Here is a 26,218-nt window from a genome sequence, read left to right as displayed (position 1 = left end):
GTGCTTCACAGGCTCCGGCTACGCTCCAGCGTGCGCAGGATCAGCCACTGGTCGCCCCAGGCCATCGCCGTGCCGAGCACGGCCATCAGCACGCCGACGACGACGCCACCGGTCGCCGCACCCACCGCGAATCCGGCCATCCCCAGCGCGCCGCGCACCGCGAACCGCACGGCGAGCAGGCCGACGGCGAGGAGCCGGGTGCGCTTGTTCTTCCAGAGCGCCTTCATGAAGCGCATCCGGGTGCGCAGCACGGTGAGCGACAGCGTCAGGTTCACCGCGGCCACCACCGGGATCAGCCAGTACGCCACCGGGTAGGCGCGGGCGATGTCGAAGACCCCGGCGAAGGTACCGACGATGGGGAAGTACCAGGCGGGGAGCCCCTTGACCGCCGGGATCCCGTCCTGCTGCGTTCCCTCGGCGAAGGCCGGCTTCTCGATGCTCACTGCGGTCATTTCGGGTGCCCCCTGGTGCTCGGTGTTTGCGACACCTGAAGCTTCTCGCCCGGAGCACCCCGGGCGGCAGAGCGAAGCGTCCGTACTCCGGCAGGACAAATGTCCCGCGCACCCGTGCGCAGTTGAAGAGAGGCAGCCAAAGGAGAGAGGGATGGCCGGCACGTACGGTGCCGGCCATCCCTCTTCGCTCACCTGGCGCCGGCTAGTACACCGGCTTCTCGGGCTCGATCTGGTTGACCCAGCCGATCACGCCGCCGCCCACATGGACCGCGTCGGCGAAGCCCGCGGACTTCAGGACGGCCAGGACTTCCGCGGAGCGGACACCCGTCTTGCAATGCAGGACGATCTTCTTGTCCTGCGGGAGGTCCGACAGCGCGGTGCCCATGAGGAACTCGTTCTTCGGGATCAGCTTCGCGCCGGGGATCGAGACGATCTCGTACTCGTTCGGCTCGCGGACGTCGATGATCTCGATCTTCTCGTCGGCGTCGATCCACTCCTTGAGCTGCTTCGGAGTGATCGTCGAACCGGTCGCCGCCTCCTGGGCCTCCTCGGAGACGACGCCGCAGAAGGCCTCGTAGTCGATGAGCTCGGTGACCGTGGGGTTCTCGCCGCAGACGGCGCAGTCCGGGTCCTTGCGGACCTTGACCGTGCGGTAGGTCATCTCCAGCGCGTCGTAGATCATCAGGCGGCCGACCAGCGGCTCACCGATGCCCGCGAGCAGCTTGATGGCCTCGTTGGTCTGGATGGAGCCGATCGACGCGCAGAGCACGCCGAGCACGCCGCCCTCGGAGCAGGAGGGGACCATGCCGGGGGGCGGGGGCTCCGGGTAGAGGCAGCGGTAGCAGGGGCCGTGCTCGGACCAGAAGACGGACGCCTGGCCGTCGAAGCGGTAGATCGAGCCCCAGATGTACGGCTTGTTGAGCAGCACGCACGCGTCGTTGACGAGATAGCGGGTGGCGAAGTTGTCCGTGCCGTCCACGATCAGGTCGTACTGGGAGAAGATGTCCATCACGTTCTCGGCTTCGAGCCGCTCTTCGTGCAGGACCACATTCACCAGCGGGTTGATCCCCTGGATGGTTTCCTTGGCGGACTGGGCCTTGGAACGGCCGATGTCGGACTGGCTGTGAATGATCTGGCGCTGCAGATTCGACTCGTCGACCTCGTCGAACTCCACAATGCCCAGCGTGCCCACACCGGCGGCGGCCAGGTACATCAGGGCGGGCGAGCCGAGGCCTCCCGCGCCGACGGCGAGTACCTTGGCGTTCTTCAGGCGCTTCTGCCCGTCCATCCCGACATCGGGGATGATCAGGTGGCGGGAGTACCTGCGGACCTCATCGACGGTGAGTTCAGCAGCTGGCTCGACCAGGGGTGGCAGCGACACGGGGACTCCGTTGGTCGGTATCTACGTACGATGGTTCTTTTCGTAACACTGCCACGCCCCTTCTCATTCCGAGATACCCGGTCCGATCCGCGAGACGATTTCGTCCCAGTAGCCGGGCAGCGCCTCGAATGGGTCGTTTTGCCCTATGCGTTCCGTGTGGTCCGTCCGGTCGGTGAAGAAGATCGTGCCGGCACCCTGCCAGCGGGCGATCCGGATGGCCTCCTCCAAGTGGGTCCGCGGCACACCGTGCACGAAGTGGCAGAAGTGCTCGGCCGGGTAGTCGGCCGTCCATTCCGCCACCTGCGACCAGCGGTACTCGGCCCACGGTCCGTTGAAGGTGACCAGCTGGTCGGCCGCCTCGGCGTAACCGGGGTACGGATGGCAGCCGTGGCCGAGCACCAGATGGCAGCCGGGGAGGCCGAGGCCGCGCAGGGCGGCGGTGATCCGGCGGGTTTCCGGGAGGCTTCCCCGGTCGGCCGGGGCACGGTCGAGAAAGAAGCCGTCCACGTGGTACCAGTCGACGAAACGGTGGGCCTCCGCGATCAGCTCGCCGAAGTCCCGGCTGCCGTGGGCCAGATCGAGGTGACCGAGCACCCGGGTTCCTGCGTTGCGCAGGCGTCCCGCCGCCTCCAGGCAGTGCGGGTCGGGGCGCTCTCCGGGGCCGCCCGAGACGTTGAGCACCACCCAGTGCAGCGGCGTTCCGGGCCGGGTGAGTTCGGCCCATTCGACCGGGGCGACCAGGGGGTGCGCGTATCCGGGCACCCCGAAGCCGATCTCGTCGGCGCCGGTCCGGTCGGTTGCGGTGTCCGGAGTCGTCAGATGCGGCATGCCGCCTCCATCCAGATGTCGGCGAGGGACTCCTCGAGGTTGATCCGCGGGCGCCAGCCGAGGCGGTCCCGCGCGGTGCGGACGTCGGCCTGCTGCCAGTTGCCGCAGCCGTCCGGGTACGGGGAGGGGGCGGCCAGGTGTTCCAGCACCGGCTCGGCGGGACGCTGGGCGACCAGGCCGCCGTGCCGGTGCTGCGGGCCGTCGATCTCGTGCAGCGTGCCGCCGAAGCCGGCCACCCTGGCCAGTACGGCTGCGGTGTCCCGCAGCTTCACTGCTCGTCCGGTGCCGATGTTCACGACGCCCTGAGCAGCCGAGAGGGAAGCCGCGTGCACGGCGCGCGCCACGTCGCGTACATCGACGAAGTCCCGCTGGACGCCCAGGCCCGAGAGTTTCAGCTCGTTGTCGCCGTTCTGCATGGCGCGCCGCATCGCCTCGGCGAGACGGCCGAGCGGGGAGCCGGCCGGTGTGCCCGGGCCGACCGGTGAGAAGACTCTGAGTACCAGGGCGTCCAGGCCCGAGTTGAGGACCAGTTCGGTGGCGGCGAGTTTGGACACCCCGTAGGGGCCGCCGGGGCGGGGCAGTGCGTCCTCCGCGGTGGACGAGCCCTGCTGACTGGGCCCGTACTCGGCTGCGCAGCCCAGCTGGACGAGCCGGGCACTGCAACTGCTGCGTCGCATGGCCTCGCAGACCGAGGCGACGGCGACGGTGTTGTGCCGGGTCAGGTCACGGGCACCGCCTCGGGTGGCCCCCGCACAGTTGATGACGACTCCGGGGTGCACGGCGTCCAGGAAGCGGGTCAGTGCTCCCGGGCTGCCGCTGGCGAGGTCGAACCGGACGTCGGCGTCGTCACCGCGTCCGAGGGCCGTGAGGTGCACGGCGGGGTCGGCGAGCAGGCGGTCCGCCACATAGCGGCCGAGGTAGCCGTTGGCTCCGAGCAGCAGCACCCTCATCGCGCGGCCACCTCTCCATACCGACGGGCCGGGGCCGGGGCTGAAGGTTCGGGGCTCATTTGTCGTTCTCCTTCTGGTGTTACCGGTGGGTGGGCCCGCGGCGTCGGCTCCGCGGGAGTCTGTAGCGATGGCGGTCGAGGTGCCACCGTGCAGGTGCGGCTCAGGTGTGTGCCGATGCGCGGGACAGCGCGGCGGTGGCACGGATCAGCAGCGTGAGTGCGGCGGCTCCGCAGGCGAGGGCGGGGACGGCCGCCGCGCCCAGCGCCTCGACCGGTACGGCGACGAGACGGCAGCCGGGGAGCCGGCTCACCAGCACGGAGGCGGCAGCGAGGGCCTCGGTGGCGCAGGCGGCGGACAGGGTGAGGGCGGCAGCCCGGTGAAAGCCGTGCACGTTGAGCAGCCTGGCGACGAAGAGCAGCACCCCCAGGGCGGCGGCTCCCACGGTGAACCCCGGCGCCAGGAGCAGCGCGGCCGGGGCGAGCGCGAACAGGGCGGTGACGACCACGACGAGCGGCCTGGTGTGCGCCGCGAACTCCGTGGTGCTCCGGCTGGCCGCGAGCTTGCGCCGGGCCAGCAGTGAGAAGAGCCGCGCGCACCAGGCCGCCGGGGCGACGGCCAGCGCGAGTCCCACCAGCGGAGTGGCGGTGACCGGCCACGGCCCGTCCGGGCCGCCGCGCAGCAGCCGGCCGAGCAGACCGTCGCCGCAGGCCGCGTAGACCAGCAGCCAGCACACCGCGAGCCGGGCGGCGGGTACTACGCGCCTTCTGCCGCTCAGCGGTCCGCGGCGGAGGGTGATCCCGAGCGCGCCGCAGGTGCCGAGCGTCCCGACGACGACGGCGACGAGCCGCCCCTGGCCGTGTGCCGTACCGGCCGCCACCACCGTGGCGAGGGCGCAGCCGCCGGGCAACAGCCCGAACAGCGGGGCGCGGGGCGCGAGCTCCGGCGCGGGCTCGTCCGCCTCGTCCTCCGCGCCGCGGGGCACCCGGGCGTAGAGCTCCTCGGCCAGCGAGAAGACATCCCGGTGCCGGAACCGGGCGGCGGTGCGGTCGGTGATGCCGTGCGCCTCGAGGCCGGCGGCGATCTCCAGTGGATCCACCGCGCGCTCGCACAGCTCCCGGTGGCGGTGCATCAGCGCCCGTACCGGATCGGCGGGTCCCCGCGCGGGCTTGCGCGCCGGTGCCGACTCGGTGGTTCGGGGGGTGCTCATACGACAACCTCTCGGTCCGGTCTGGGCGATGCGGAGTCGCTCGCCGCCCAACTCGGCGTACGGTCCGCGGCCGGCGCCGCCCAACCAGCGGCCACCCGGGTCTCCGCCGGGTGCGCGAACGGGCGGAGGTCGCCGGTGTCGTCCACCGGCGTACGCCGGATCGGGCCGTGCGCGATCAGGTCCAGGTAAATGCCGTGAAATGCCGTGAGGTTCTGCTCGACGGTGAACAGTTCGAGCGCCCGGGCCCGCGCTGCGGCGCCGAGCCGGGCCCGGCGCTGCGGATCACTCAGCAGGGCCAGGCAGGCATCGGCCAGTGCGCGGGGGTTGCGCGGCGGCACCACGAGACCGGTACCGCCGATGACCTCGACGACGGCGCCCACATCGGTGGAGACCGTCGCGCGGCCGCAGAACATCGCCTCGACCAGGCTCACCGGGAAGCCCTCCACCACACTGGACAGCACCACGACCGCGCCGCCCGCATAGGCGTCGGCCAGCTCGGGAGCGTCCGGGCCGCCGATCTCCTCGAAGGTCACCGGGTTGCTGCCGACGGCATGCGCGTCGGTCGCCTCGTCCGGGAAGAGTTGCGCGGCGAGCGCCCGGCAGTGGGCGAGATAGGCCGCCCCGTCCGGCCCCTCGGCGGGGGCGCCGACGATCCGCAACCGGGCGGCGGGCTCAGCCCGGCGGATCTCGGCGAAGGCGTGCAGCAGCGAGATCAGGTCCTTGGCCGGTTCGATGCGCCCGACCCACACCAGGGTGTCCGGATCGCCGGTGTCCGCTCCCTCCCCGACCGCGGCGAAGCGCTCGGCCTCCATCCCGGGGTAGACGGTGCGCAGTTTGGCGCGGTCCGCGCCGCACTTCTGCTGCCAGCGGCGGGCATGCGTGTTGCCGGGGGTGATGACCGCGGCCTGCTCGTACACCTCGGCGGCCAGCCGGCCGTGGAAGGCGGCGAGCAGCGCGCGTACCGGGGCCCGCTGCGTGCCGCCCGCGATGTAGTGCGAGCGCAGCTGGACCCCGTACTCCGTGACCAGCAGCGGAACGCCGAAGAAGCGTTTGGCCAACAGACCGGGCAGCGCGGCCGTTCCGCCGGCGGTGGCGTGGCAGAGGTCCACCGCGCCGAGGCTCTCCTCGGTGTACCAGTCGAGCGAGAGCGGCCGCAGGGCACGCTCGAGCAGGTCGGCGAAGGCGAGGTGGTCGGAGAGCCGGGCCGACTGCACGGTGCGGTTCGCGCCGGGGGCGCGACAGGCGGACTCCAGGATGCGCACCGCGGCTTCGGAGCGCAGCGCGCCGGGCAGCCCGCCGCGTTCCCCGGCGAGTTCGGCCAGGCCGTAGAGACCGGCGGCGAAGTCCGTACCGTCGCCGCAGACGGCTGCTGCCAGTTCCCTGAAGTGACCGGCGAAACGGCTGCGGTCGCGGCGGCCGTAGGTCCGGTCGTCGGCGCCGCCGTCGGCCGGGGTCCAGAGCGGAGCGGTGTGCACCCGCACCACCTGGGGCGGCAGAGCGAGCCAGCCGCACTCCTCCTGGTGGGCGCTGCGGCTCAGGGCGTAGACGTCGAACTCGTGCCCGCCGAGCCCGCGCACCAGCCGGTCGCACCACAGCCTCGACTCACCGGTCGCATACGGATAGCCACCGTCCGTGAGCAGTCCTGTCCGCACGAGTACACCCCCGGTCTCCTTCCGAACGGCCGCCGTTGAATGTCGGCGACCCACAGCGGAAAGACCGTAAGCCGGTACACAGGTGGTGCGATGGACGGTTGTCCATCGCGCCACCGGAAGGGGTGAATCGTCGTAACTTTCCGGTACCGGTCGCGTTCCGTCGCGCTACGGTGCCGTGCGATTACGTTGGGTCAGGCTGCGGCCATCTCCTTCCGGGCCGCGCGGCGCACCGCGGCGAGCGCGGGGTCGAGCGCGGGGACGGCCGCCAGCAGCTGCTTGGTGTACGGGTCCTGCGGGTTGCCGTACACGGTGTCCACATCGCCCTGCTCGACGATCCGGCCCTGCCGCATGACCACGATCCGGTCACTGACCTGCCGTACGACGGCGAGGTCGTGGGCGATGAAGACCAGCGCCAGGCCGAGTTCCCGCTGCAACTCCGCGAGCAGCGCGGTGACCTGGGCCTGCGTCGTCACATCGAGCGCGGACACCGCCTCGTCGCAGACGATCAGCTCCGGTTCGGCGGCGAGCGCCCTGGCGATACCGACGCGTTGCCGCTGGCCGCCGCTGAACTCGTGCGGATAGCGGGCGTACTGCCCCGCATCGAGCCCCACTCGCTCCAGCAACTCCCCGACCCGGCCCCGGATCACCGCCTCGTCGCGCTCCCCACGGGCACGCAGCGGGTCGGCGACGGACTCGCCCACCGAGCGGCGGGGGTTGAGCGAGGAGACCGGGTCCTGGAAGACCATCTGCACCCGGCCGGTCCGGTCGATCCGGCCGGAGGTGGGCGCCAGCAACCCCACGAGCATCCGTCCGAGCGTGGTCTTGCCGCTCCCGCTCTCACCGACGACACCCAAGGTCTCGCCCCGACGCACACTGAGGCTCACCCCGTCCACCGCCGCCACCGCGGACTTCCCCCGCCCGAACACCTGCCGAAGCTCAACCGCCTCAACAAGCGGCGGGGCCATATCAAGCCCCTCCCGGGGGCGCCTCCCAGCGTTAGCCGGGGGAGATTGAGGAGCGGGGGTCCGGGAGCGGAGCCCCCGAGCAGGCACCCGCCGGGCATCCAACCGCGGCACCGCAGCCAGCAAGGCCTTCGTATACCCCTCGCGAGGCGAGCCCAGGACATCGGCCACCGCCCCCCGCTCCACCGCCCGCCCCGCCCGCATCACCAGCACGTCGTCCACCGACTCGGCCGCCACCCCCACGTCATGGGTGACCAGCAGCAACCCCATCCCCGTCGCGCGCCGCAGATCGTGCAGCAGGTCGAGGATCTGGGCCTGGACGGTGACGTCCAGCGCCGTGGTCGGCTCGTCCGCGATCAGCAGCCGCGGCTCGCAGGCCAGCGCCATCGCGATCAGCGCGCGCTGCCGCATCCCGCCGCTGAACTCGTGCGGGCGCGACCGTGCGCGTCGGGTGGCATCCGGGATGCCCACCCGGTCGAGCACCTCCACCGCCCGGGCCCGGGCGGCCCGGCGGGAGGCCTTCGTGTGCACCCGGTACACCTCGGCGATCTGGTCGCCGATCGCGTAGTAGGGGTCCAGCGAGGACAGCGGGTCCTGGAAGACGATCGCGGCCGGCCCGCCCCGCAGCCGCCGCAAATCCGCGTCGGACGCCGACTGCACGTCGACCCCGGCCACCGACACCGATCCGGTGACCTGTGCGCCGCTCCCCCGGTGCAGCCCCAGCAGGGCGTACGCGGAGGCGCTCTTACCGGAACCGGACTCGCCGACGATGCCGAGCGCCTCGCCGGCGTCCAGGGTGAAGGACAGTCCGTCGACGGCCCGCAGCGAACCGTCGAAGGTGATCGCCAGATCGTTGACCTCGACCAGACTCATGACAGAACCACCGGACTCATGACAGGACCACCCGTCGGTCGGCCACCGCGTACAGCACGTCCGCGACGGCATTGGCGAGCACCACGAAGAAACCGGTGACCAGCACCATGCCCACCACCACCGGCAGGTCTACGACGGTCACCGCGTGGACGAGTTCACGGCCGAGTCCGGGAAGCCCGAACAGCGACTCGGTGAGCACCGCGCCGCCGAACATCGACCCGAAGTCGTTGGCGTTGAGCGCGATGACCGGCGCGATCGCCCCGCGCAGCGCGTGCCGTCCGATGATGGCGCGCTCGCTCACGCCGTACGCGCGGAAGGTCCGCACATGGTCGTCGGCGAGCGTCTCCAGCATCGAGGCCCGGGTCAGCCGGGCGTACTTGGCCGATTCGATCAGGGCGAGGGACAGCCAGGGCAGCAGCAGGTTCCAGGCCCACTGCTGCGGATCGTCGAAGAACGGCACGTACTGGGGGTAGGGCAGCCAGCCCAGCGTTCCGCAGACCACGATCATCAGCACCAGGCCGATGACGAAGACGGGGGTGGCGTTGCCGGCCAGGGTGAGGCCGGTGAGCACCCGCTCGGTGGGCCGGCCGCGTCGCCAGGCGGACAGCACGCCGGTGCCCACCCCGAGGATCAGCCACATCACCATCGCGCCGAGCGCGAGCGACGCGGTCACCGGCAGCTTGCTGATGATCAGGTCGGTGACCTGCTGGTCGGTGCGGTACGACTGGCCGAGGCAGGGCGCTGCGCAGTGCTCCACCGAAGTGCCGGTGGAGAAGTCGCGGCCCACGAAGATGCCCTGCAGGAAGTGCCAGTACTGCACATAGACGGGGTCGCCGAGTTGCAGTTGGTCGCTGACCTGCTTGACCTGGAACGGCGAGCAGCGCGGCCCGCAGGTGATCTGTGCGACGTTGCCCGGCGCCACGTAGAACACCGCGTAGATGATCACCGAGATGGCGAGCAGGGTGATGGCGGCGCCGACGAAGCGGCGCAGCAGGAATCCGGTCATGCCGATGCCCTCTTCTCCCGCTTGCGTCCGGTGCCGATCCGCAGCCGGGACGCGGCCCGCGGGTCGAGCGCGGTTCGTACCCCGTCGCCCAGCACGGTCAGCGCGAGCACCGTGACGAACAGCGCCCCGGCCGGCAGCAGCAGGTACTGCGGGGCGGCCTGGTACCAGACGTCGGCCGCGGTGAGCATCTGCCCCCAGGACGGGGTGGGCGGCTTCACACCGACGCCCAGGAACGACAGCGCCGCCTCGGTGGAGATGTTCGCCGGGAAGAGCAATGCGGCGTAGGTGATGACGGGTGCGGCCAGCGCCGGCAGCAGCTCGCGCCGGGCGATGCTCCAGGTGCCCCAGCCGCTGAGCCGGGCCGCCGCCACATGGTCGAGCGACTTCAGGCTCAGTGTCTGGGCGCGCACGATCTTCGCGGTACCGCCCCAGGCGATCAGACCGATGACCAGCGCGACGAGCACCGGCCGGGGGAAAGTGTCCGGCACGATCGCCATCAGCGCCAGCGAAAGGATCATCAGCGGCATGGCGACCACCACGTCGGTGATCCGGCTCAGCACGTTGTCGACGAGCTTGTTGCCGAGCGCGGCGGCCACCCCGAAGGCGACACCGAGCGCCACCTGTACGAGTGTCGCGGCGAACGCCACGGAGAGGGAGACCCGAGCCCCGTACACCAGTCGGGCGAAGAGATCCCGGCCGGTCTGCGGCTCGAGGCCCAGCCAGTGGTCGGCGCTCATCCCGCCGAACCGGCCGACCGGGACGCCGCCGCGGGCGGAGTCGATGAGGTCGGGGTGGTAGGCGTTGGGGTCCTGGCCCTCCAGCGCGGTGAGCAGGGGCGCGCCGAGTGCGATCAGGACGAGCAGGGCGACGACGCACGCCGCGACGACGGCGGTGCGCTGTCCGCGCAGCCGCCGCCAGAACTGACGGCCCGCAGCGGCGGGCGCGGCCGTGGCCGCCCCCGCCTCTTGGGCCAACAAGGCTTCGGACATGGTTACTTGACCGCTACCTGGGAGACGGCGAGCACACCGGTCCAGTCGCTGATCACGACGTTCTTGATGTCCGCGCCGTAGAGCCGCTTGTAGACCGGGTGGAACAGCGGCACGGTCAGCGCCTGCGCACCGATCTTCTTGTCCAGTGCGCCCCAGCGCTGCGCTGCGGCGTTCAGGTCGGTCAGCTTGTTGATCGCGTCGATCTCCTTGTTGACCGAGGAATCGTTCAGGAAACCGGTGTTGAAGTTGGCGCCGTCCTTGACGATCTGGCGGCCGTCGAAGATCGGAGCGAGGAAGGGACCGCCGGAAGGCCAGTCGGCGCCCCAGTGGGCGAGGAAGAAGCCCGGCTCGGTCGCGACGCTCTTGATCTTGTCCTTGTAGTCGTTGTCCTCGAGGCCCTTGAGCTTGACGGTGATTCCGGCCGTCTTCAGGGCGTCCTGGAGCGCGGTGGCGATCTCCGGGCTGGTCTCGAAGTCCTTGGCGTTGGAGTGCGTCAGGGTGACGGTCAGCCCCTTCGGGTAACCGGCCTCCTTCAGCAACTGCTTGGCCTTGGCGGGGTCCCCCGTCTTCCCGGCCGGAAAGTGGTCGTACGGCGTGTAGCCGAAGGACTTCTGGTTCGGCAGGAAGGTGGTGGCGGGCTCGGCGAGCGCGGAACCGCCGGCCGCGTTGACCACCGAGGAGCGGTCCACCGCGTAGGAGATCGCCTGGCGCACCTTGGGGTTGTCGAACGGCTTCACCTTCGGGTTGAAGGCGATGTAGTTGGTGTAGCCGAAGTGCCCGGTACCGACCCGCGCGGCGAGCTTCCTGTCGCCGGTGACCTTCGCCAGTTCGGCCGGGCCGAGGTTGGTGTCGGTGGTCACGGCGGCCGCGTCGGCGCCCTGCGAGGAGGACAGCCGCTGGTTGATGACCGAGGAGTCGAGGCCGGAGCGTACGTCGATCCGGTCCGGGTACGCCTTGCGCTCCGGGTCCGTCTTGGCGGACCAGTAGGGGTTGCGCGCCAGTGTGATCCGCTCGCCGTCGTTCTCGTTCTTGACGACCTTGTAGGGGCCCGAGGAGAGCGGGTGTTCCTCGTACTTGGTGCCGGTGTCCTTGGCCTTGGGTACCGGGGTCGTCTGGGTCTGCGTCGCCAGGTAGGGGAATTCACCCTCGGGCTTGTTCAGATGGAAGACGATGGTCTTCGCGTCGGGCGTCTCGATCGAAGCGAGACCCTTTTTGTCCTTGTACGGGCCCTGGTACCGGTCCCCGCCTATCAGCCAGTCGCGCAGGTAGGGCGCGCCGCCGGAGAGCTCGGCGGCGAAGGACCGTTCGACGCCGTACTTGATGTCAGCAGAGGTGATGGGCGTGCCGTCCTCGTACTTCAGCCCGTCCTTCAGGGTGTACGTCCAGACCGTGGCGTCCTTGTTCGGCGTGCCCAGGTCGGTCGCGAGGTCGGGGACGACCTTCGCTCCTGCGGCGCCGTTCGCCCGGTGGCGGGTGGTGAGCGTACGGAAGACCAGCGAGGGGACGTTGCCGCCACCCGATGTGTACTCGCGGGCAGGGTCGAAGTCCGTCTGGGGCTGGCTGTTCAGGATGTTGAGGGTGCCGCCCTTGTGGGGCTTGCCCGCAGCGCCCGACGTGGCGCCGCCGCCGTCCTTGGGCCCGGCGCAGGCGGCAGCGCCCACGGCCAGGGCCAGACTCGCGGCTGCCACGGACGCTGTGCGCGGGGACAGATGACGCATGGGAACCGGACCTCTCGGTGTAACGCGGAAAGACAGGAAGGTGAATCCGCGCAGGCAGGACACCGGAGAGAAGGACCGGAAAAACAACATGCCGCACCTGCGGGTGAGTTACGCCCGGGCGCGGCAGGACACAGGCCGGCGCGCACCGGGGCAGACGGCGTCAGCGACAGAGAATGTCGGCGACGCAGTGCTCGGTCACGCCGAACAGCACCAGCTCTATGGCGGTGCGTGCGGAGGCGACAGGGCAGTACGACATGCCGAGAAATATGAACGAAGTAAAGTCCGATGTCAAAGTGGATACGGCGAATTCCGAGACGAGTGTCTCAAGCCGTGGGATACACCCAGGGGTTCGGCCTGCACTTGATTCCGCCGATGTCCAGCGACTTGGTCTGCTGCTGCATGACCGGCGCGAGCGCGCCCGGAGTGCGGCAGGTCACATGGTTGTGTCCGAGCCGGTGCCCCGTCTCGTGATTGATCAGCATCTGCCGGTACGCGAAGATCTTGGCGTCGCCGAAGGTGCTGGATCCCCGGGCCCAGCGATAGGCGTTGATCATCACCCGGTCGGTCGCGGCGGAATCGCAGGACACATTCTCGTCGAGGGTGTCGAGACCGGACTTGGCGCACCATTTCGCGGTGGTGACCGGACTCGCCAGAGTTATCACGAAATCGGGGTGCCCGGTGGAAATGCGGGCAAAGGTCATGTCGCCGTTGTGGGCCCAACTCCGCTTGTCGTTGAGGGTCTTCTGCACCGCCTCGGCGAAAAGCGCGCCGTCGAGGGCCATTCCCTTCTCGATATCCACCCGGTAGGTGTACTTGTGCCCCTTGCCGGGCGCCTTGTCCGATCCCGGCACCACGGCGAAAGCACCGGACGCGGCGAGTTTCGGGTCGAGCGGATAGAGCTTGGCCATCTTCTGCTCGTAGGTCGCGGGTGCTGCGGAAGCCTTGCCCGGCGCCGTTCTGGCGTCGCCGCGCGAGGCGGGGCCCGCCCCGCTCCCGCGTTTCAATGCGCCCGATGCCCGCGCATCGTCGCGGCCCTTGCCGCCGTCGGCGACCTGTCCGGCCACCACGATCGCCAGCACGGTGATCACCGCTGCGGCGGCGATCCCGGTGAACGTACGGCCCTTGCCGCCACGGGGATCCTGCGGGTCGTCGGGTGCGCCGGGGCGCCGGACCGGCTGCTGGGCAGGTTCCGGCTTCCGCACGGTCAGTACGGGGCCGGCCCCGGACCGTTGCCCGGGCCCGCCGGCCGGTGATGACCCGTCCGCCGGCGTTGTCCTGTCGGCCGGCGTCTCGAAGGCCTCGACGAACTCCCGGCGCGGTCCCGGTATCCGCGGCCCGTGCTGCACGCCCTGCGAGACGCCGTACCGCTCGGGGCCCGGCCTCTCCCACTCGGGCTGCTCGGGATGTCCGCCGCGTACCTGCCCCGGCTGCTCGGGAGTTCTCCTGCGCCGTCCGCTGCCCGCTTCGGCCGACGGCGCACCGGCGCCGGTCGAGCCGACGGTGTCCTCGACACTCCGGGGCGCGTCGCCCCGGCGGCTGTGACGTCCCACTCCCCGGATCAGCTCCTACTGCTGTCGTAGTCGTCGAGCAACTCCCGGAAGGCCCTGGCGACCGCCTCGGGGTATTCCATCATGGCCACATGGCCTGCGTCGGGCAGCGTCAGCAGCCGCGCCCCCCGGAACGCGGTCGCCGCCTTGCGCGCCATCCGGTAACCGACGAGCTGGTCCCGCCCTCCGTACACGAGCAGCGTAGGGGCCAGCACCCGCTGCGCCTGGCGCCACAGGCCGTGCTGCCCGCCCAGTGTGTAGGAGTTGACGATGCCACGCGCGGAACGCGTCATCGCGTCCCAGAAGTACGGCAGTTCGAGCCGTCGCTCCATCTCGGCGACCGCGTTGCGCAGGCCCTCCTCGCTGACCCGCGAGGGATCCCCGTAACACAGCCCCAGCATGCCGCGGGTGCGCATCTCGGGCGTCCAGTCCCTGGTGAGCCGGGCGTAGAGAGCGGTGATACCGGGCACCGCGAGCAGGCCGGTGGGCGCCGCCGAACGCTGCACCCGCAGCTCGGGAAGGGCCGGCGACACCAGCGTGAGGGTGCGCACCAGGTCCGGCCGCAGCGCCGCGATCCGGGTCGAGACAGCGCCACCCAGGGAGTTGCCCAGGAGGTGGACGGGCCCGCGGTCGCTCGCATCGAGGTAGCGGATGACCGCGCGAGCGTGCCCGGTGACCGAGTAGTTGCCGTCGTCCGGCGGCGGGGAGTCCCCGAAGCCGGGCAGATCGAGCGCCTCGCCGTCCACCAGATCGTCGATCAAGGGCATGAGCGCCGACCAGTTCTGCGAGGAACCACCGAGCCCGTGCACCAGGAGCGCCGGAGGCAGCCCCGCGCGCGCCGGCGGCCGGGAGCGCACACTGAGCGTGAGCCCGGGCAACGTCACGGACCGGAGGTCCTCGCCCTCCGCGATCGCTACGGCACTCGCTCTGGGGGCCGCGGTGGCGGCCGCGATTCCCGGCAGCTCGGTCGAAGACATACGGCGATGTTACGAGATGATCACACCGGGAAGCGTGTGTTCGCCGTCACAGACTGCGTGGCGCCACAGCGGACACCCTTCTACCCTCGTAAGGAGAGGGAGAAGGGACGCCATCATGCCGACCGAACCCGCAGAACCGATCGAACCCGAGACGAACGAAGCGACCGATCCGACCGGTTCCAGGGAAGCCGATCCGGCCGACAGCGCCGAGCAGCGCGCGGAGCTCACACCGCAGGAGGACGACCCGCTGACCGGCATCGATCCCGCTTCCGCCAATGAGGCGGACGCCAGCGAACAGACGCGGGTGGTCCCTCTCGACGAGGACGACTACCGCTGATCGCTCTTCCTCAGGTGTCCGACCCGTGAAATTCTCGGTCCGGACCCCACACAGCCGGGTTACCCAAAAGTACGATGGCGGGGCAGCGACGCACCAGCGTGTGCTTGTTCAACTGGGCTTGTTCAATCATTGGGAGGCGGCGTGACAGCCATCGAGCAGACCGAGGCAGCGCGCCCGCGGGGGACACGGCTGCCGCGCCGCGCGCGGCGAAACCAGTTGCTGGGGGCGGCCCAGGAAGTCTTTGTGGCGCAGGGATACCACGCTGCGGCGATGGACGACATCGCCGAGCGGGCCGGCGTCAGCAAACCGGTGCTCTACCAGCACTTTCCCGGCAAGCTGGACCTCTATCTCGCCCTTCTCGACCAGCACTGCGAGTCGCTGCTCGAGGCGGTCCGCACGGCGCTCGCGTCGACGACGGACAACAAGTTGCGGGTGGCCGCCACGATGGATGCCTACTTCGCCTACGTCCAGGAGGAGGGTGGCGCGTTCCGACTGGTCTTCGAATCCGACCTGACCAACGAGCCCGCCGTCCGCGAACGGGTGGAACGGGTCTCGCTGCAGTGCGCCGAGGCGATCTCCGATGTCATCGCCGGTGACACCGGACTCTCCAAGGACGAGTCGATGCTGCTCGCCGTGGGACTGGGCGGCGTTTCCCAGGTGGTAGCCCGGTACTGGCTGTCCAGCGACTCCGGTATCCCCCGGGACACCGCGGTGCAGCTCCTCACCTCGCTGGCGTGGCGCGGGATCGCCGGATTCCCGCTGCACGGCACCGATCAGCACTGAAGGACCGGCCGGCAGCCAAGGATCTTGTTCACTGCGGTGATTGGTCGCTGCGGTGATTGTTCGCTGCGGGGATCTTGTTCGCTGCGGGCGAGCAGCGCTGACGTCCTTCCAGCCTCCGCGCCCGGCTAGGGTGGGGTGGGTACCGCGCGGCTGACCGCGCACCGCACGACCGTCGGAGGGACATAGCCGTGGAGGTCAAGATCGGCGTGCAGCACGCGCCCCGGGAGATCGTTCTGGAGAGCGGGCAGTCCGCCGAGGAGGTCGAGAGCGCGGTAGCCGACGCGCTGGCCGGCAAGGTGCAGCTGCTCAGCCTCACGGACGACAAGGGCCGCAAGGTCCTGGTACCGGCCGACCGCATCGCCTACGTGGAGCTCGGCGAACCGGCGACCCGCCGGGTCGGCTTCGGCGCCCTGTAGGGGACGGTGGCCGGGGGCCCACAGCCGGGAACCCGGGTCCGGCACCAGCTGGACGAATGATCAGTACGACGGGAACGGCCCGGCGGTCAACACGACCGCCGGGCCGTTCCCGTACGTGCGGTTCCGCCGCGGGGAAGGGTTGCGTCTCACCGGCGTCGGGTAGGACCCGGCTGCCACCGATTCGCCCCACCAATCAGCTCTGGCTCGCGGGAGGGAAGACATGCTCTGGGAAGCCCTTGGTGCCATAATGCTCGGCCTCGCCCTGGCCTGGGCGGCAGCGTACAGACTGGCTGCCCGGCTGCCGTCCCGGCGGGTGGTGCTCGGCACCGGGCCGGTGGGGGCGCTCTTCGGCGCCGTGATCACCCATTCGGCTCTGGGCCCCGGCCACGCGCTCGGCACCCTCGCGGGGGCGGTGGTGATGAGCGCGGTGACGCTCTCGCTGCTGCTGCGGCCGTTGCCCGGGATCCGGCGGTCAGCCACCGTCTGACGGACCCCCACGACGGCCCGGTCCGACTACGCCGCCAGCCCCAGCGCAGCCATCCGCTTGGTGTGCGCCTCGGTGATCCGCGAGAACATCCGCCCGACCTCGGCCAGGTCGAAGCCGTCGGAGACGCCGCCCACCAGCATCGTGGAGAGCGCGTCCCGGTCGGCCACCACCCGCTGGGCCTGGCTCAGCGCCTCGCCCATCAGCCGCCGGGCCCACAGCGCGAGGCGTCCGCCCACCCGGGGGTCGGCCTCGATGGCGGCGCGCACCTTCTCCACGGCGAAGTTTCCGTGGCCGGTGTCGTCGAGCACCGCAAGGACCAGCTCGCGGGTGTCGGTGTCCAGCCGGGCCGCGACCTCACGGTAGAAGTCACTCGCGATCGAGTCGCCGACATACGCCTTGACCAGGCCCTCCAACCAGTCCGACGGCGCGGTCTGGCGGTGGAAGTCGTCCAGCGCCTGAGCGAACGGCTCCATGGAGGCCGTCGGCTCCACGTCGATCGCGGTGAGCCGGTCCGACAACCGCTCGAAGTGGGAGAACTCGGCCGAAGCCATCCTCGCCAGGGCCGCCTTGTCACCGAGTGTCGGCGCCAGCTTCGCGTCCTCCGCGAGCCGCTCGAAGGCCGCCAGCTCGCCGTAGGCCAGCGCGCCGAGCAGGTCGACCACTGCGGCGTGGTACCTCGGATCGGCCGATGCCGTTGCCCAGTCCTGGGCGGCGATTCCGGTGGGTGCGTTGGCGATGTCAGGCGTCTCCATGACCGCACAATAGCGGGGCCGACGTGGTCGGTAAGGGGTCGGCCGTCCACTGTGGCCTCGGTCTCCTTATCAATTCACCCGACACGCCTGCGCAATTTGGGGGTACAGTGGTAATGCGCCTGTCGAATGTTTTGGCATGCCATTGAATGAGGATGCCCGGTCGGTGGCCCGATCGGCTCCACCCGACCGCCCTCACCATGCGATGTGAGGGGCCCCCTCAGCGGCACGAGCGCTTGAGCGAAGGCAGTGGTCCCGCGCTAGCCGGCACGGTACGACCCCCTTGTTCGCCTCGGTCCGCTTCTCACAGAAGAGGCAGCACCCTGACTACGTTCCGAGACCTCGGCATTCTTACCGAGACCGCCGAAGCCCTTGAGGCTGTCGGCATCACGTCCCCCTTTCCCATCCAGGAGATGACGCTCCCCGTCGCGCTCGCCGGTTCCGACGTCATCGGCCAGGCCAAGACCGGCACCGGCAAGACGCTCGGCTTCGGCCTTCCGCTGCTGGAGCGCGTCACCGTCCCCGCGGACATCGAGGCAGGCCGGGCCAAGCCCGAGAAGCTGACCGACGCCCCGCAGGCACTCGTCGTCGTACCCACCCGCGAGCTCTGCCAGCAGGTCACCAACGACCTGCAGACCGCGGGCAAGGTCCGTAACGTCCGGGTGCTCGCCATTTACGGCGGGCGGGCGTACGAGCCGCAGGTCGAAGCCCTGAAGAAGGGCGTCGACATCATCGTCGGCACCCCGGGCAGGCTGCTCGACCTGGCAGGTCAGAAGAAGCTCAACCTCGGTCACATCCGCGCCCTCGTCCTCGACGAGGCCGACGAGATGCTCGACCTGGGCTTCCTCCCCGACGTCGAGCGCATCATGAGCATGCTGCCGGTCAAGCGGCAGACCATGCTGTTCTCCGCGACCATGCCCGGCGCGGTCATCGGGCTGGCCCGGCGTTACATGTCGCAGCCCACGCACATCCGTGCCACCTCGCCCGACGGCGAGGGGCAGACGGTCGCGAACATCACCCAGCACATCTTCCGCGCGCACTCCATGGACAAGCCGGAGCTGGTCTCCCGCATCCTCCAGGCGGACGGGCGCGGCCTGGCGATGATCTTCTGCCGCACCAAGCGGACCGCGGCGGACATCGCCGAGCAGCTCGCCACCCGCGGCTTCGCCTCCGGCGCGGTCCACGGCGACCTCGGCCAGGGCGCCCGCGAGCAGGCGCTGCGCGCCTTCCGCAACGGCAAGGTCGACGTGCTGGTCTGCACCGACGTCGCGGCCCGCGGTATCGACGTCGACGATGTGACGCATGTCATCAACTACCAGTCCCCCGAGGACGAGAAGACCTACCTGCACCGCATCGGCCGTACCGGCCGCGCGGGCAAGTCGGGCACCGCGATCACCCTGGTCGACTGGGACGACATCCCGCGCTGGAAGCTGATCAACAAGGCGCTCGACCTGCCGTTCGACGAGCCCGAGGAGACGTACTCCACCTCGGAACACCTCTACGAGCTGCTCTCCATCCCGGTCGGCACCAAGGGCGTCCTGCCGCGCACCGAGCGGACCCGTGCGGGTCTCGGCGCCGAAGCGCTCGAGGACCTCGGCGAGACCGGGGGCCGTGGCCGCCGGGGCTCGGTGCCCGCGCCCGCCAAGGAGGAGCGCCCGCCGCGTACGCCCCGTCAGCGACGGCGCACCCGGGGCGGCGCACCGCTGACCGAGGCCGGCGCGGCCGCCGAGGCCGTGACCGAGCAGGCCGCACCGGCTGCCGGACCGGCCGCCGCCGAGCAGAGCGACGAGCCGCGTGCGCCGCGGCGGCGCCGCCGCACCCGCGCGAGCGCCGCTGACGCGGGTGACCAGAGCTCCGACACCCAGGGCTCCGACACTCAGGACTCCGGGGCCCCGGCCGCGGTGGCCCCTTCGGCGGAGGCCGAGGCCGCGGGGAAGCCGAAGCGGACCCGTACCCGGGCGAAGAAGGTGGCGGTTGCTGCCGAGGCTCCCGCCGTTGCGCCGGCGGACACCGCCGAGGCGGCCGAGGCGAAGCCGCGGCGGCGGCGGACGCGTGCGCCGAAGGCTCAGCCGCAGGACTGATTCCCGGCCGCCGGTGGCCCGGGCCCTCCTACCAGGGGGCGCGGGCCACCGGCATGTCCGGGGGCCCGGCCCGGGGTCCGGGGTGCGGAGGCGTGGCGCACGGATAGCCTCGTGGCATGAGCAGGCCGCCCACCTTCACGCCCCCGCCCGGCACCCACGCGCACGCCCTGGCCACCGCGCGCGGCAGCTTCGCCGTGCTGGAGGCGCCCCCCACCGCCCCGCTCAAGGGCACCGCCCTGCTGCTGCCCGGGTTCACCGGCAGCAAGGAGGACTTCATCGCGATGCTCCGACCGCTGGCCGCCGCCGGTTACCGCGTCATCGCCGTGGACGGGCGCGGCCAGTACGAGTCCACCGGGCCGGACCGTCAAGAGGCCTACACGCAGAAGGAGCTGGCGCACGACGTGCTGGCGCAGACCGCCGCGGTCGGCGGGCCGGTGCATCTGCTGGGGCATTCGTTCGGCGGGCAGCTCGCCCGGGCCGCCGTACTGCTCGATCCCGGCCCGTTCCGTTCGCTGACGCTGATGTCGTCGGGGCCGGCCGGGGTCACCGAGGCTCAGTGCCGGAAGGTGCAGTTGCTGAGCGAGGCGCTGGCCGTGATGGACATGGGTCAGGTGTGGGAGGCGATGCGGGCGATGGACGCACCGCAGGACGCCGAGGAGGCGGACGGTCTGACCGAGGACGACCGGCGCGCCCCGGACGAGGAGGCGCTGCGCACCCGCTGGCTGATGCACAACCCGGCCCAGCTACTGGCGACCGGCCGGCAGCTGACGGTCGAGCCGGACCGGGTGGACGAGCTGGCCGCCCTTCCCCTGCCCAAGCACGTGGTGTCCGGGGAACGCGACGACGCCTGGCCGGTGCCGCTGCTCGACGCGATGGCCGTACGGCTCGGGGCGCGGCGCACCGTCATCGAGGGGGCCGAACACTCACCCAATACGGACCGACCGGTGCGGACGGCTGAGGCGTTGGTGGCCTTCTGGGACGCCCAGCCCTGAGGTCCGTACCTGAGGTCCGCAGGGGAAGCGTCATCAGTACTGCGACTGCAGGTGGTTCCAGAAGCCGTCCCGCAGCGCCCTGCGCAGGTCGCCGTGTCCGCGCAGGGACCGCTGGAGCAGTCTTTCCGCCTCGACCAGCAGGTCCTGGTCCACCGGGCCCGGCAGATAGGGGCGGCCGGGCAGTAGCTCGGACAGTGTCTGGCGACCGCGTTCGGAGAGCCAGGTGGCCGCGATCTGTGCGCCGATGAAGCGGACGTCCTCGCGGGACGGTGGCGGCGTGCCGTCCTCGTACACGGTGACCGGGCGCCGTACGACGTAGGGCTTCCAGAAGTCGAGGTCGAAGGTCCGCTGGCTGTCGACCTCCCAGAGAAGCGGCTCGGCCTGGTTGCGCCCCTCCTCCGCCTCGATGCCCCAGAGGTGCACCCGCGCGCCGTAACCCTGCGCGGCTTCGACCGCCGACACCAGATCCTCGTCGCCTCCGACCAGGGCCGCGTCACTGATCGCGCGGTGCCTGGCGAGCGACTCGAGATCGCTGCGGATCAGCGAGTCGACGCCCTTCTGCTGGTTGTTGGCGTTGAGGTTGCCGAGGCGCACCTTGACGTCCGGCAGTTCGGCAATGGACTGCTGTTCCGGGGTGTGGATGCGGCGCCGGGCTCCGTCGTACCAGTACACGCGCAGCAGGCGGCTGTCGGCGAAGATCGTCCGGGCCCGGTCGATGAAGGCCTCGATCAGACCCTCGGCATCCAGGTCGAAGGATCTGCGGTCCTCGTTGCCGGTGACCAGCAGGCCGGCCGCGGCGTAGACATATCCGGCGTCGACAAAGATCGCGTGGGTGGACGGTGTCTTCGACACCTCGGAGAGCACGCGCTGCAGGAGTTCATTGGCGCGCTGCAGGTGCGCGCCGATATCGGAATCGTCGTTCATACGGGCCTCATTCTCTGTGGCCTCACGCAGCGAGCACAAGCCGTCGCGCTACCTGCCAGTAGCCGGGCACGTGGTCACCCATCGTCAGACGCATCGTCGGGCCACATCGTTAGGCACTCAAAAATTTAGGGTAGGGAATGTTTGCTCAAGGCAAGGCGTTGTCACCTACGGAGCGTGCCGCACTTTCACCACGCACACCAGTTATGACCAGTAGTTCTCCTAGCAGGAGGATCAGACGAAGGGAGAAGCCTTGCGCTTCGAAATCATGCGACTCGACGATGTCGATGGCTCCGCTATGGACAGCACCGTCGTAGACGCCGCCTCCGTCAACCGGATCGTGCAGCAGGCTGCCTCAATCGGCCAGCGCATCTACATCCGCCCGGCCGACACCTCGGCGTCGTAACACCGTAGGACGCGCCCGAGACGAAGACGAAGCGCCCCCGTGCAGCAGGCACCGCACGGGGGCGCCGTGCGTGCCGGGCCGCCGGTCAGCTGCCCTTGGTGACCTGGGTGATGCCGTTGATGATCTGCTGGACGGCGATGGCGGACAGCATCATGCCGGCCAGCCGCGTCACCAGGACCACACCGCCGTCCTTGATCACCCGGATGATCAGCAACGAGTAGCGCATGGTCACCCAGAGAACGACATGCATCGCCAGGATGGCCACCCAGACCGAGGCCTGCTCGGCGGCCGTGTGCGCGTGCTGCACCGCGAGGATCACCGAGACGATCGCACCGGGACCGGCCAGCAGCGGCATACCCAGCGGCACCAGTGCGACGTTGACGTCCTTGGTCTGGGTCGGCTCATCGGTCTTGCCGGTGAGCAGGTCGAGCGCGATGAGAAGCAGCAGCAGGCCGCCCGCGATCATCAACGCGGGTACGGACACATGCAGATAGTCGAGGATCTGCTGCCCCAGGACGCCGAAGACGGCGATCACCCCGAAGGCCACCGCCACGGCCTGCCAGGCCATCCGGCGCTGGACCTTGGCGGGACGGCCCGCCGTGAGGGCGAGAAAGATCGGAGTGATCCCCGGGGGGTCCATGATCACAAAAAGTGTGACAAAGAGGGATCCGAAAACGGCAACGTCGAACACAGTGAGGGCCTTGCTTGCGTGAAGAAACGTGAAGAGCTGAGGACGTGAAGAGCCGGGAACCCGAAGGCGAGGGCTCAGGCGGAGAGTCCGCCGGCGCCGGGCACCGGGAACGCGCCGGTCGCCCGGCGGGTGATCTCGCCGTAGACCTCGGGGCTGGTGGTGCAGGCGCCGAGCTCCACGAACTTGCGGCTGCCGTGGTAATCGCTGGAGCCGGTGGTCAGCAACCCCAGGTCGGCGGCCAGTCCGCGCAGCGCGGTGCGCGTCGGCTCGTCGTGGTCCATGTGGTCGACCTCGACCCCGTCGAGTCCGGCCGCCGCGAGATCCGCGATGACGGACTCGGGCACCACCCGGCCGCGCTTGACGGCCTGCGGATGCGCGAAGACGGTGACCCCGCCGGCCTGCTTGACCAGCCGGATCGCGGTGAAGGGGTCGAGTTCGTGCTTCTCCGCGTACGCCCGTCCGCCATCGGCCAGCCAGTCGGCGGTGAAGGCGTCGGACACCGTCTCGACGACGCCCAGTTCGACCAGGGCGGTGGCGATGTGCGGGCGGCCGAGCGAGGCTTCGCCCGCGATGCGCGCCACCCGGTCCCAGGTGATCGGCACGCCGAGCTCCTGCAGCTTGCGGACCATGGTGCGGGCCCGCGGCACCCGGTCGTCCCGCACCAGCTCGCGCTCGCGCAGGAACTCCGGTTCGTCGGCGTCGAAAAGGTAGGCCAGCATGTGCAGGCCGATGCCGTCGATCCGGCAGGAGAGTTCCGCACCGGTGACCAGGGTCACTCCGGCGGGCAGTGCGGCCATCGCCTCGGCATGGCCGCGGGTGGAGTCGTGGTCGGTCAGCGCGACGACGTCGAGTCCGGCGGCTGCCGCGTTCCGCACCAGTTCAGCAGGGGTGTCGGTGCCGTCCGAAGCCCGGGAGTGGGTGTGCAGATCGATGCGCACGACGCGGGACTCCGGAGCTGAGGGACTTCAGGGGGACGCTCAAGGGTAACCGCCGCGCGGGCCTGTCCTGGCCGCACCCATCCTGGCCACACCCATCCCGGTCGCGCCCGCCCTGGTCAGTCGGCGGTCAGCCCAGGATGCGCGGCGACAGCGCGCCGCAGGGCAGCAGGTCGACCTCGGCCCCGGCCTCCCGCAGATCGGTCAGCACCAGCTCGTCGTACATCAGCAGTCCCGACTGCTCGGGCCAGAGGATCGCCCACAGCCAGAGCCCGCGGGCCTCGCCCGCGAAGACGGCCCGGTCGCCCGGGGCCGAGACGTTCCAGAGCGGGGTCGGACGTCCGGCGGCGAGAACCTTGGCCTGCGGGGGCTTCTCGACGTCGATGTACGGGCCGGGGTCGGGACCCTCGATGCCCGCGTACCGCGCTCCGAGGCCGACGCCGAGCTCCTCGGCGACCAGCAGCAGCTCACCCATCCCGCCGAGCGGGCCCGGACCGGAACAGGCCACCGCGGTGGCGCGTCCGCCGCTGCGGTCGTCGCCGGCGCAGGCCACTCCGGTGAACAGCCAGCCCAGAGGCAACGGCCACGGCATCCACACCGGGACCTGCGCCCGGTGCACGACCACACCGAGAGCCTCGACGCTGGGCGGGACCACCGGCTGCAACGGATGGACCACTCCGTGCACGTCGCACTGCCAGGAGTCGGAAAAGAGACCGGGCGCCCTGACCCGGCCACCGCACTTCGGGCAACTGGGTTCGCCCCTCATAACCCTCAACGGTCCTCCCCACCCGTCGCCGCGTCAAGGACGATCACCCGTCCGGGGCGCCGGTGAGCCGCATGCGGCCGCCGTTCCGGCCGCCCGGGATCCCCGAGCCGATAGGTGCATCTTGCATTTATTAGGCGGCCTAATCTATTGTGTGTATAACGCAACGATATGACCGGGGAGTGACGGTGTCGGAGAGAGCGGACATTCAGCGAGACGACGCAGAGGTTCAGGGTGCGGATCCTTTCGATGAGGGATCCGGGAGCATCCTGCGCCAGCCGAAGGCCGTATGGGCCACGGCGGGCGCCTCCGTGGTGGCCTTCATGGGGATCGGCCTTGTCGACCCGATCCTGCCGTCCATCGCCAAGGGCCTCAGCGCGACGCCCAGCCAGGTCTCCCTGCTGTTCACGTCGTACTTCCTGATCACCGCGGTGGCCATGCTGGTCACCGGCTATGTTTCCAGCCGGATCGGCGGCAAGAAGACCCTGCTGGCCGGACTGACTCTGGTGGTGGTCTTCGCCGCGCTCTCCGGCACCTCGGGCTCGGTCGGTGAACTGGTCGGCTTCCGGGCCGGCTGGGGGCTGGGCAACGCGCTCTTCGTCTCCACCGCGCTCGCCGTCATCGTCGGCGCCGCGGCGGGAGGCAGCGCGGCGGCGATCCTGCTGTACGAGTCCGCGCTCGGCCTCGGCATGGCGTGCGGGCCGCTGGTCGGTGCGCTGCTCGGTAACGCCAGCTGGCGCTACCCCTTCTTCGGCACCGCCGTGCTGATGGCCATCGGGTTCATCTGCATCTCGTTCTTCCTGAAGGAACAGCCCAAGCCGGCCCGCAAGACCTCGCTGCTGGATCCGATCCGGGCGCTGGGGCACGGCGGCCTGGCCTCGGTCGCCGCATCGGCCTTCTTCTACAACTACGCGTTCTTCACCGTGCTGGCCTTCACCCCGTTCGTGCTGAACATGACGCCCTACAAGTCCGGGGCCGTCTTCTTCGGCTGGGGACTGCTACTGGCGATCTTCTCGGTGCTGGTCGCGCCCCGGCTGCAGGAGCGCTTCGGCACCCTCAAGGTGCTCGGCGCCTCGCTCGTCCTGCTGGCGGCGGACCTGGTGGTGCTCGGCTACGGCAACCACATGGCGGCGGTCGTCTGCACGATCCTCTCCGGTGCCTTCATCGGCCTCAACAACACCGTCTACACCGAGCTGGCGCTCGGCGTCTCGGACGCGCCGCGCCCGGTGGCGAGCGCGGGCTACAACTTCGTCCGCTGGTTCGCCGCGGCCGCGGCGCCGTTCCTCGCCCCGCACATCGAGGGGTGGACCGACATCCACATCCCGTTCGTGGTCGCGGCCCTCACCGCGCTGCTCGGCGCGGCCGTGGTGCTGGTAAGGCGCTCCGCGCTGAGCCACGAGGCGAAGGAGCTCCAGCCGGTGCACGCCACCGAGGACGGGGTCTCGGCCTTCGCCAACTGACCGTCCCCGCCGCGGAATCAGTCCAGCCGCACGGACCTGCGCAGCGGATCGCGCAGGTCCGTGCCCTGTGCCAGCCAGCGTTCCTCGAGCTCCTGGGCGCCGTGCACCCGCTTCCAGGCGGCTTCGTTGCCGGTCATCGGCAGCAGCGGCAGAAAGCGGACCGGATCCAGCGGGGCGTCGAGCTCCAGATCCTCCACGAGCCCCCCGGACTCGGCCACCAGCACCGAGCTGAAGGGCGCCCCGCTCCACAGCGGTTCGCCCACGTCGAGCGAGGCTCCCGGTGCCACCACCACGCCCTCGACCTGCGGCGAGGCAGCGAGCACGGCGAGCGGGCGGAGCACCTGGTCGGTGTCGGCGACTCCGGCGCGTACCGAGAGCACCAGCTCCGCCCGAGGACCCCGCAGCGGGTCGGCGAGCACGGCGGTGGGATCGGCCATCGGGTGGGCGGACATCCCCAGCGTGGCGTAACGGGCGATGTCGCCGTCGATGAACCGCAGCACCTCGATCCGGTCGGTGCCGAGGAACGTCACAGCGGCGCGAGCGTCCGGTTCGCCCAGCGCAGAGCGCAGTCGGGCCTCGACCGGAACAAGAACATCTCCCATGTGCCCGAGCATAGAGCGCGTATCGAACAGGCAAAGTGGGGCCTTGACACTCC

26 protein-coding genes and 1 pseudogene are annotated in these 26,218 nt (G+C 70.5%); 8 read left to right on the top strand and 19 right to left on the bottom strand.

Going from position 1 to position 26,218, the window contains the following annotated elements:
• Positions 1-5: 5 nt before the first annotated feature.
• From AB0436_RS16465 to AB0436_RS16405, 13 genes are all read right to left on the bottom strand, one after another.
• Positions 6-452 (bottom strand): hypothetical protein, encoded by a 447-nt coding sequence (locus AB0436_RS16465; protein WP_366468552.1) that lies wholly within the window; start codon positions 450-452, stop codon positions 6-8.
• Between the two features lie 202 nt (positions 453-654).
• A complete protein-coding gene (gene moeZ / locus AB0436_RS16460) occupies positions 655-1,833 on the bottom strand; it encodes an adenylyltransferase/sulfurtransferase MoeZ (protein WP_366468551.1) in 1,179 nt (392 codons plus the stop codon).
• Positions 1,834-1,896: 63 nt separating this feature from the next.
• Positions 1,897-2,661: a spherulation-specific family 4 protein gene (locus AB0436_RS16455; protein ID WP_366468550.1), complete on the bottom strand. Its 765-nt coding sequence runs from the start codon at positions 2,659-2,661 to the stop codon at positions 1,897-1,899.
• Positions 2,649-3,611: an NAD-dependent epimerase/dehydratase family protein gene (locus AB0436_RS16450; protein ID WP_366468549.1), complete on the bottom strand. Its 963-nt coding sequence runs from the start codon at positions 3,609-3,611 to the stop codon at positions 2,649-2,651. The genes AB0436_RS16455 and AB0436_RS16450 overlap by 13 nt, the downstream gene beginning before the upstream one ends.
• Positions 3,612-3,771: 160 nt before the next feature.
• Entirely contained in the window at positions 3,772-4,818 is a 1,047-nt protein-coding gene (locus AB0436_RS16445; protein ID WP_366468548.1) for a hypothetical protein, read from the bottom strand.
• On the bottom strand, positions 4,815-6,470 hold the full coding sequence (locus AB0436_RS16440; protein ID WP_366468547.1) for a DUF3492 domain-containing protein: 1,656 nt from the start codon (positions 6,468-6,470) through the stop codon (positions 4,815-4,817). The genes AB0436_RS16445 and AB0436_RS16440 overlap by 4 nt, the downstream gene beginning before the upstream one ends.
• A gap of 191 nt (positions 6,471-6,661) precedes the next feature.
• Positions 6,662-8,305 (bottom strand): ABC transporter ATP-binding protein, encoded by a 1,644-nt coding sequence (locus AB0436_RS16435; protein WP_366468545.1) that lies wholly within the window; start codon positions 8,303-8,305, stop codon positions 6,662-6,664.
• Between the two features lie 16 nt (positions 8,306-8,321).
• Positions 8,322-9,311, bottom strand: coding sequence for an ABC transporter permease (locus tag AB0436_RS16430; RefSeq protein WP_366468544.1), 990 nt, complete (start codon positions 9,309-9,311; stop codon positions 8,322-8,324).
• Positions 9,308-10,300 carry an ABC transporter permease gene (locus tag AB0436_RS16425; protein ID WP_366468543.1) on the bottom strand — a complete coding sequence of 331 codons (993 nt, stop codon included), beginning with the start codon at positions 10,298-10,300 and terminating at the stop codon, positions 9,308-9,310. Before AB0436_RS16425 ends, AB0436_RS16430 begins: the two co-directional genes overlap by 4 nt.
• A 2-nt stretch (positions 10,301-10,302) precedes the next feature.
• On the bottom strand, positions 10,303-12,018 hold the full coding sequence (locus AB0436_RS16420) for an ABC transporter substrate-binding protein (protein WP_366468542.1): 1,716 nt from the start codon (positions 12,016-12,018) through the stop codon (positions 10,303-10,305).
• A gap of 160 nt (positions 12,019-12,178) precedes the next feature.
• Entirely contained in the window at positions 12,179-12,274 is a 96-nt protein-coding gene (locus tag AB0436_RS16415) for an Ms4533A family Cys-rich leader peptide (RefSeq protein ID WP_366468541.1), read from the bottom strand.
• Positions 12,275-12,341: 67 nt separating this feature from the next.
• The gene (locus AB0436_RS16410; RefSeq protein WP_366468540.1) at positions 12,342-13,568 is read right to left on the bottom strand and encodes a DUF3152 domain-containing protein; all 1,227 of its coding nucleotides are present in this window, start codon (positions 13,566-13,568) and stop codon (positions 12,342-12,344) included.
• 8 nt (positions 13,569-13,576) lie between these two features.
• The gene (locus AB0436_RS16405; protein WP_366468538.1) at positions 13,577-14,542 is read right to left on the bottom strand and encodes an alpha/beta hydrolase; all 966 of its coding nucleotides are present in this window, start codon (positions 14,540-14,542) and stop codon (positions 13,577-13,579) included.
• A 115-nt stretch (positions 14,543-14,657) separates the two neighbouring features.
• Between AB0436_RS16405 and AB0436_RS16400 the strand changes: the two genes are divergently transcribed.
• The 4 genes from AB0436_RS16400 to AB0436_RS16385 all read left to right on the top strand — a co-directional run bounded on the left by AB0436_RS16400 (position 14,658) and on the right by AB0436_RS16385 (position 16,565).
• Positions 14,658-14,879 (top strand): hypothetical protein, encoded by a 222-nt coding sequence (locus tag AB0436_RS16400; RefSeq protein ID WP_366468536.1) that lies wholly within the window; start codon positions 14,658-14,660, stop codon positions 14,877-14,879.
• Between the two features lie 141 nt (positions 14,880-15,020).
• Positions 15,021-15,662 (top strand): TetR/AcrR family transcriptional regulator, encoded by a 642-nt coding sequence (locus AB0436_RS16395; protein ID WP_366468535.1) that lies wholly within the window; start codon positions 15,021-15,023, stop codon positions 15,660-15,662.
• A gap of 188 nt (positions 15,663-15,850) precedes the next feature.
• Positions 15,851-16,078, top strand: a complete 228-nt coding sequence (locus AB0436_RS16390) for a DUF3107 domain-containing protein (RefSeq protein WP_365849653.1) — start codon at positions 15,851-15,853, stop codon at positions 16,076-16,078.
• 220 nt (positions 16,079-16,298) lie between these two features.
• Positions 16,299-16,565: a hypothetical protein gene (locus AB0436_RS16385; protein WP_366468534.1), complete on the top strand. Its 267-nt coding sequence runs from the start codon at positions 16,299-16,301 to the stop codon at positions 16,563-16,565.
• 26 nt (positions 16,566-16,591) lie between these two features.
• On the opposite strand, the gene AB0436_RS16380 is transcribed toward AB0436_RS16385, so the two are convergent.
• Positions 16,592-17,317 (bottom strand): ferritin-like fold-containing protein, encoded by a 726-nt coding sequence (locus AB0436_RS16380; protein WP_366468533.1) that lies wholly within the window; start codon positions 17,315-17,317, stop codon positions 16,592-16,594.
• 302 nt (positions 17,318-17,619) lie between these two features.
• Between AB0436_RS16380 and AB0436_RS16375 the strand changes: the two are divergent.
• Positions 17,620-19,383, top strand: a pseudogene (locus tag AB0436_RS16375) (DEAD/DEAH box helicase); the annotation flags it as partial.
• Positions 19,384-19,511: 128 nt separating this feature from the next.
• On the top strand, positions 19,512-20,387 hold the full coding sequence (locus tag AB0436_RS16370; protein ID WP_366468532.1) for an alpha/beta hydrolase: 876 nt from the start codon (positions 19,512-19,514) through the stop codon (positions 20,385-20,387).
• 33 nt (positions 20,388-20,420) lie between these two features.
• Here AB0436_RS16370 and AB0436_RS16365 read toward each other — a convergent pair whose 3' ends face one another.
• Positions 20,421-21,311 (bottom strand): NYN domain-containing protein, encoded by an 891-nt coding sequence (locus AB0436_RS16365; RefSeq protein ID WP_366468531.1) that lies wholly within the window; start codon positions 21,309-21,311, stop codon positions 20,421-20,423.
• Between the two features lie 250 nt (positions 21,312-21,561).
• Between AB0436_RS16365 and AB0436_RS16360 the strand changes: the two genes are divergently transcribed.
• Positions 21,562-21,714: a hypothetical protein gene (locus AB0436_RS16360; RefSeq protein ID WP_366468530.1), complete on the top strand. Its 153-nt coding sequence runs from the start codon at positions 21,562-21,564 to the stop codon at positions 21,712-21,714.
• 85 nt (positions 21,715-21,799) lie between these two features.
• On the opposite strand, the gene AB0436_RS16355 is transcribed toward AB0436_RS16360, so the two are convergent.
• From AB0436_RS16355 to AB0436_RS16345, 3 genes are all read right to left on the bottom strand, one after another.
• Positions 21,800-22,405, bottom strand: coding sequence for a MarC family protein (locus AB0436_RS16355; RefSeq protein WP_366468529.1), 606 nt, complete (start codon positions 22,403-22,405; stop codon positions 21,800-21,802).
• A gap of 74 nt (positions 22,406-22,479) precedes the next feature.
• On the bottom strand, positions 22,480-23,343 hold the full coding sequence (locus tag AB0436_RS16350; protein WP_366468528.1) for a PHP domain-containing protein: 864 nt from the start codon (positions 23,341-23,343) through the stop codon (positions 22,480-22,482).
• Positions 23,344-23,470: 127 nt separating this feature from the next.
• Positions 23,471-24,106, bottom strand: coding sequence for a DUF6758 family protein (locus AB0436_RS16345; RefSeq protein WP_366468527.1), 636 nt, complete (start codon positions 24,104-24,106; stop codon positions 23,471-23,473).
• A 203-nt stretch (positions 24,107-24,309) separates the two neighbouring features.
• Here AB0436_RS16345 and AB0436_RS16340 point away from each other — a divergent pair, with 203 nt between their 5' ends.
• On the top strand, positions 24,310-25,563 hold the full coding sequence (locus tag AB0436_RS16340) for an MFS transporter (protein ID WP_366468730.1): 1,254 nt from the start codon (positions 24,310-24,312) through the stop codon (positions 25,561-25,563).
• Positions 25,564-25,580: 17 nt separating this feature from the next.
• Here the strand turns inward: AB0436_RS16340 and AB0436_RS16335 are convergent, their stop codons facing one another.
• On the bottom strand, positions 25,581-26,165 hold the full coding sequence (locus AB0436_RS16335) for a suppressor of fused domain protein (RefSeq protein ID WP_366468526.1): 585 nt from the start codon (positions 26,163-26,165) through the stop codon (positions 25,581-25,583).
• Positions 26,166-26,218 lie beyond the last annotated feature (53 nt).

The sequence above is a fragment of the Streptomyces sp. NPDC051322 genome (assembly GCF_040689485.1).
In the GTDB taxonomy this organism is placed as follows: domain Bacteria; phylum Actinomycetota; class Actinomycetes; order Streptomycetales; family Streptomycetaceae; genus Streptomyces.
The sequence above is the reverse complement of the archived record's forward strand: the minus strand, read 5'-3'. Positions and strand labels throughout refer to the sequence as shown.

Bases quoted from the DNA above. Each gene is read 5' to 3' on its own strand.
- AB0436_RS16335 (WP_366468526.1), bottom strand. From the start codon at position 26,165: ATGGGAGATGTTCTTGTTCCGGTCGAGGCCCGACTGCGCTCTGCGCTG.
- AB0436_RS16345 (WP_366468527.1), bottom strand. From the start codon at position 24,106: ATGAGGGGCGAACCCAGTTGCCCGAAGTGCGGTGGCCGGGTCAGGGCG.
- AB0436_RS16400 (WP_366468536.1), top strand. From the start codon at position 14,658: ATGCCGACCGAACCCGCAGAACCGATCGAACCCGAGACGAACGAAGCG.
- AB0436_RS16365 (WP_366468531.1), bottom strand. From the start codon at position 21,311: ATGAACGACGATTCCGATATCGGCGCGCACCTGCAGCGCGCCAATGAA.
- AB0436_RS16445 (WP_366468548.1), bottom strand. From the start codon at position 4,818: ATGAGCACCCCCCGAACCACCGAGTCGGCACCGGCGCGCAAGCCCGCG.
- AB0436_RS16370 (WP_366468532.1), top strand. From the start codon at position 19,512: ATGAGCAGGCCGCCCACCTTCACGCCCCCGCCCGGCACCCACGCGCAC.
- AB0436_RS16455 (WP_366468550.1), bottom strand. From the start codon at position 2,661: ATGCCGCATCTGACGACTCCGGACACCGCAACCGACCGGACCGGCGCC.
- AB0436_RS16425 (WP_366468543.1), bottom strand. From the start codon at position 10,300: ATGTCCGAAGCCTTGTTGGCCCAAGAGGCGGGGGCGGCCACGGCCGCG.
- AB0436_RS16430 (WP_366468544.1), bottom strand. From the start codon at position 9,311: ATGACCGGATTCCTGCTGCGCCGCTTCGTCGGCGCCGCCATCACCCTG.
- AB0436_RS16415 (WP_366468541.1), bottom strand. From the start codon at position 12,274: ATGTCGTACTGCCCTGTCGCCTCCGCACGCACCGCCATAGAGCTGGTG.
- AB0436_RS16435 (WP_366468545.1), bottom strand. From the start codon at position 8,305: ATGAGTCTGGTCGAGGTCAACGATCTGGCGATCACCTTCGACGGTTCG.
- AB0436_RS16380 (WP_366468533.1), bottom strand. From the start codon at position 17,317: ATGGAGACGCCTGACATCGCCAACGCACCCACCGGAATCGCCGCCCAG.
- AB0436_RS16405 (WP_366468538.1), bottom strand. From the start codon at position 14,542: ATGTCTTCGACCGAGCTGCCGGGAATCGCGGCCGCCACCGCGGCCCCC.
- AB0436_RS16420 (WP_366468542.1), bottom strand. From the start codon at position 12,018: ATGCGTCATCTGTCCCCGCGCACAGCGTCCGTGGCAGCCGCGAGTCTG.
- AB0436_RS16450 (WP_366468549.1), bottom strand. From the start codon at position 3,611: ATGAGGGTGCTGCTGCTCGGAGCCAACGGCTACCTCGGCCGCTATGTG.
- AB0436_RS16465 (WP_366468552.1), bottom strand. From the start codon at position 452: ATGACCGCAGTGAGCATCGAGAAGCCGGCCTTCGCCGAGGGAACGCAG.
- AB0436_RS16385 (WP_366468534.1), top strand. From the start codon at position 16,299: ATGCTCTGGGAAGCCCTTGGTGCCATAATGCTCGGCCTCGCCCTGGCC.